This is a genomic window from Sphingopyxis sp., assembly GCF_036402335.1.
Lineage (GTDB): Bacteria > Pseudomonadota > Alphaproteobacteria > Sphingomonadales > Sphingomonadaceae > Sphingopyxis.
In genome coordinates, this window is sequence record NZ_DASWTD010000608.1 from 1 (window position 1) to 4,937 (window position 4,937).

The 4,937-nt window shown below is 63.9% G+C and carries 4 protein-coding genes and 1 pseudogene; 3 read left to right on the top strand and 2 right to left on the bottom strand.

Annotation, left to right across the window (positions count from 1 at the left end):
* Positions 1-451, top strand: a pseudogene (locus tag VGD20_RS19695) (hypothetical protein); the annotation flags it as partial.
* Positions 452-632: 181 nt separating this feature from the next.
* On the opposite strand, the gene VGD20_RS19700 reads toward VGD20_RS19695, so the two are convergent.
* The gene (locus VGD20_RS19700; RefSeq protein ID WP_331136073.1) at positions 633-2,726 is read right to left on the bottom strand and encodes a bifunctional (p)ppGpp synthetase/guanosine-3',5'-bis(diphosphate) 3'-pyrophosphohydrolase; all 2,094 of its coding nucleotides are present in this window, start codon (positions 2,724-2,726) and stop codon (positions 633-635) included.
* Positions 2,727-2,851: 125 nt separating this feature from the next.
* Between VGD20_RS19700 and VGD20_RS19705 the strand changes: the two genes are divergently transcribed.
* A complete protein-coding gene (locus VGD20_RS19705) occupies positions 2,852-3,736 on the top strand; it encodes a glycosyltransferase family 2 protein (RefSeq protein WP_331136074.1) in 885 nt (294 codons plus the stop codon).
* Between the two features lie 78 nt (positions 3,737-3,814).
* On the opposite strand, the gene VGD20_RS19710 is transcribed toward VGD20_RS19705, so the two are convergent.
* On the bottom strand, positions 3,815-4,150 hold the full coding sequence (locus VGD20_RS19710; protein WP_331136075.1) for a CC_3452 family protein: 336 nt from the start codon (positions 4,148-4,150) through the stop codon (positions 3,815-3,817).
* Positions 4,151-4,275: 125 nt separating this feature from the next.
* On the opposite strand from VGD20_RS19710, the gene VGD20_RS19715 reads away from it, so the two are divergent.
* Positions 4,276-4,797 carry a helix-turn-helix domain-containing protein gene (locus tag VGD20_RS19715; protein ID WP_331136076.1) on the top strand — a complete coding sequence of 174 codons (522 nt, stop codon included), beginning with the start codon at positions 4,276-4,278 and terminating at the stop codon, positions 4,795-4,797.
* Positions 4,798-4,937: the final 140 nt, after the last annotated feature.

Genomic DNA, 4,937 nt, shown 5'->3' on the forward strand with positions numbered 1-4,937 from the left:
CATCGTCGACGTAACGCGCCCCGCGGCGCCGGTCGTGTGGCCGGGGCTGACCTTTGGCGGCGCGCTCAACGACGCCGAGGACGTGATCGTCGCATCGACCAACGCGTCGCTGTTCGGCTATGTCGCCGACGGGCGCAACGGCATCAAGGTGCTCCAGCTGACCAGCCCCGACAATCCGGGCCTCTACGGCTTCTCGCCGAAACCGACCCCCGAACTGATCGCCTGGGCGAAGACGCCCTCACCCGCGCTCGCGCTGTCGAAGGGGCTCGATCGCGACCGTGCGGTCGATGAGACGGGTGGCCAAATGGCGGTGTTCGGCCGCGTCGGCTCGCGTCCGTTTACCCGGCTGGAGATGGAGAAACTGTTCCTGAACAGCAAAGGCATGGTCTACAAGGTCAGCGACGAGGTCGACCAGCATGCCTGGCGCCCGCCGCTGCTCTACGCGAACTAGCGCCCGGAGCGTCAGCGCGATGTCCGCCCCCGACCGGGAGTTGTCGATAGTGATGTGCACCCCGGCGAAAGCCGGGGCCCAGAATTCCAGCGGGACCTGCGTGTGACCGCCCTGGGCCCCGGCTTTCGCCGGGGTTCACGAAGGACAACTCACCACCCCAAAGCCGACGCCCGCTGCCTCTTTACTGCCGCTCCGCCTGAACCACCGTGTCCGACGCGCGCAGCGCCGACAATATGCGCATCACATGCTGGACGTCGCGCACCTCGACGACGACGTCATAGGTGTGGAAGCCGCCTTCGCGGTTCGACAGGCGCAAATTGGTGATGTTTGCCGAATTGGCGGCGAGGATCCCCGACATTTCGGCGAGTGTGCCGGGTTCGTTGAGGATGACGATGCACAGCCGCGCGTTGCCGCCTTCGCTGTCCTCCTGCCAGCGCAGGTCGATCCAGTCGGCATCGATCCCGTCGGCGAGCTTCGGGCAGTCGATGACATGAACTTCGATCCCTTCGCCCGGCCGCGACAGACCGACGATGCGGTCGCCTGGGACGGGGTGGCAGCAGTCGGCGAGCTGATAGGCGACGCCGGGAGTCAGTCCGGCGATCGACACCGCGGCGCCCTGAACGAGTTTTCCGGGCTTGGTCTTCATTTCCGCCGTGATGCCCGGGACGAGCGCTTCGAGCACGGCATCGTCGGTAAGGCGCTGTTTGGCGATCGCGACATACAGCGCGCTGTCATCGTCGAGTTTCAGCCGCTCGCGCGCCGCCGCGCGGGCTTTGTCGCCGACCTTGTTCGGCAGGCGGGCGACGATCTCGTCATACATTTTGCGGCCGAGTGCTGCGAGTTCGACCTTTTCCTTCGACCGGACATGGCGGCGGATCGCCGCACGCGCCTTGCCGGTGACTGCAAAGCCCAGCCAGGCGGGCTGCGGCGTCTGCTTGTCCGACGAGAGGATCTCGACGGTGTCGCCGTTCGCAAGCTGGGTACGCAGCGGCACGAGCCGGCCGTTAACCTTGGCGCCGACGGTGCGGTCGCCGAGCCCGGTGTGGACGGCATAGGCGAAATCGACCGGCGTTGCGCCCTTCGGCAACTGGTGCAGGCTGCCTTTCGGCGTGAAGGCGAAGATGCGATCCTGATACATCGCGATGCGCGTGTTTTCGAGAAACTCTTCGGGATCGTGCGTCTGCTCGAGGATTTCGATCAGGTCGCGAATCCATCCGGCCTGTCCGTCGGGGCTGCCGCCGCCCTGTTTGTAGGCCCAGTGCGCGGCGAGGCCGAATTCGGACTGCTGGTGCATGCCGAGGCTGCGGATCTGGATCTCGATCCGCATATTCTGTTGATGCATGATCGTCGTGTGCAGCGACTTGTAACCGTTGCGTTTCGGGGTCGAGATATAATCCTTGAACCGGCCGGGGACCATTTTCCACTTGCGGTGAAACAGGCCCAGCGCGGCATAGCAATCGGCATCGGTCGGCGTGATGACGCGAAAGGCGATGATGTCGGTGACCTGTTCGAAGCTGACATGCCGCTCCTGCATCTTGCGCCAGATCGAATAGGGATGCTTCTCGCGCCCCGACACATCGGCCTCGATGCCGTTTTTCGCGAGCAACTCCTTGAACTCGCGGCTGATCGCCGCGACCTTGTCCTTGCCGCCTGCGGTCAGCTTGGCGAGGCGTCCGGTGATCGTCGCATAGGCTTCGGGCTCAAGCTCGCTGAATGCGAGCAACTGCATCTCGCGCATATATTCGTACATGCCGATCCGCTCTGCGAGCGGGGCATAGATATCCATCGTCTCCTTGGCGATACGGCGTCGCTTTTCGGGATTCTTGATGAAATGCAGCGTCCGCATATTGTGCAGCCGGTCGGCGAGCTTCACGAGCAGCACGCGGATATCGTCTGACATCGCGAGCAGGAATTTGCGCAGGTTCTCGGCGGCGCGCTCGTTTTCGGTCTGCGCCTCGATCTTCGAAAGCTTGGTCACCCCGTCGACCAGCCGGCCGACGTCGGTGCCGAACAGCCGCTCGATCTCTTCGGGTGTTGTCAGCGTGTCCTCGAGCGTATCGTGCAGCAGCGCGGTGACGATCGTCTCGGTATCGAGGTGGAGGTCGGTCAAAATGCCTGCGACTTCGACCGGATGACTGAAATAGGGGTCGCCGGAAGCGCGTTTCTGGCTGCCATGCTTCTGGACGGTGAACACATAGGCACGATTGAGCAACGCCTCGTCGACATCGGGATCATAAGCGCGCACACGCTCGACAAGTTCATATTGACGTAACATCAGTCCCAATGTCGCCCCTGATGCATATATTGCAATGCGAAATTTGATTGCGCCGTCCGCCAATGCGTTAGCAACTTTGGTAAAGTCGATTGGAAGCGTCGTTCACCGCGAGTAGGACGGGCCGGATGGGGACCAATATTCTCGATTCGACAGAGCGGCCGCGGGTGTCGATGGTGATGCCAGTGCACAATGGCGCGCGCTGGCTGGCCGAGGCGATCAATTCGATTCTGGATCAGGATTTCCGGGACTTCGAGCTGATTCTCGTCAACGATGCCTCGCGCGATGAATCGCCCGCTATCATGGCCGATGCCGTGGCCCGCGACCCGCGGGTGCTGCTGATCGACCTCAAGACCAACGTCGGCCTGCCCGCCGCGCTCAACCACGGCTTTGCAGCGGCGCGCGGTGAACTGCACAGCTGGACGTCGGATGACAATCTGCTCCGGCCCCCGATGCTGGGCCGCCTCGTCGCGACGCTCGATGCCCATCCCGAAGCCGATGTCGTCCACGCCGATTTCACGCTGATTGACGAGGCCGGTGCCGAACTCGGCCGTTCGCGCGTCGGACCGGTCGAACGGCTGCTCTACGGCAACAATGTCGGCGCCTGTTTTCTCTATCGGGCGCGCGTGACCGAGGCGCTTGGTGGCTACGATACCCGGCTGTTCGGGGTCGAGGATTATGATTTCTGGCTTCGCGCGGCGCAGCACTTCGCCTTCGTTGCGCTGCACGAGGATCTGTATGTCTATCGCAAGCACGGCGGCAGCCTGACCAGCCAGCGCGCCGAGCGGATACAGGCGCTGACGGCCGAGATTGTCGAGCGCGCGCTGCCCCAAACGCTGCCGGCGCGCAGCCGCAGTGAAATCCTCCTCGGGCTTGCGCTTCGCAGCAGTCGCCGCTGGCGGCTGGACCTTGTGCGCCGTGCGTTTCGGGCCGATCCCGTTTATGTCGCGACGCAATTGCCTGCGCTTGCTCGCTGGTCGCTGGTCGTCGCGCGCAACCGGATCGCAGCCTGAAGATGTGAGGCCGCCGCTGCTTCGGGGAAGTTACGGCGGCCTCGATCGACATGGCCGGCTATCGTCGGGTCAGCGCACCTATTTCGCGGCGTTGCAGCGCGCGAGGTCTTCGGCGTCGAGCGCCTTGCCGCCCGCAGTGAAGCTCGTCACCGGACCGGCCGCTTTTGCAAGCGCCGAGCACATGATCAACGGGCGGCTCGTGCCCCGGCCGGCGAGGCAGCTGGCATCCTTGCATGCCCACACGACGTCGCGCGCCACAAAGCGCGCCTCGGGGGCCGGGCTGGCAAGCTCGGCACGGTAAAAGGCGCCGCCTGCTGCCGTTGCGGCGGTCGGCCCGAGCGCCAGGCTGCCGATCGTCACGGCGCCTGCGAGCGAGAGGAAGCGGGAGAGGGGGGAAAGCTTGTGTTCGGGCATTGGGACCTCCTGTTTTTGCGCAACCGAAAGGTTGCGAAATGCGACCTAGCGTTTGGGTTGCGAAATGCAACGGAGGGCTTATATTTTTTTGGCGCATGGGGTGAATTTACGTTAGGGCATGGGTCATGGGAAAATTACGCGAAGTCCTGAACGACATGAACGGGGGCAATTGCGCCCTGCCTCTGGCCCTGGAGGCGATGGGCGAGCGATGGTCGTTCATGATCCTTCGCGCGGCCTTCAACGGCGTTCATCATTTCGAAGAGTTCCAACAGGAACTGAACATCGCGCGCAACATCTTGTCGAACCGGCTGTCGCGGCTGGTCGACCATGGCATCATGGCGCGCGAAGTGATGGCCGAGGACCGGCGCAAGGTCCGTTACCAGCTGACCGAAAAGGGTATCGAGCTGCTGCCCGCGATGATCGCGCTGCGCCAGTGGGGCGAAAAATGGGGCGCCGGCGTGCCCTCGACCCCGGTGCTGGTCGACGCGCGCGACGAGCAGCCGATTGGCCCTGTGACGCTGACAGCACACGACGGCCGGGTGATCGGGTACAAGGAATTGCTGTGGAAGCACCGTGCGGAGCTGCAGCCGCTTGGTCAGGCCCGCGTGCGTGCCGATGGCGCGATGACGCCGGTCGCGGCCGAATGACCAGCCGCGCCGGTTTCCCGCACCGCCTGCGCGGCCGCTGATCCATCACCATCGCACGACACCCCATGCCGCTATTCCGACTGTCTTCGCCCGGACCTTTTTTCGACAACAAGGTCCGGGCCTTCTGGAACCTGCAAATC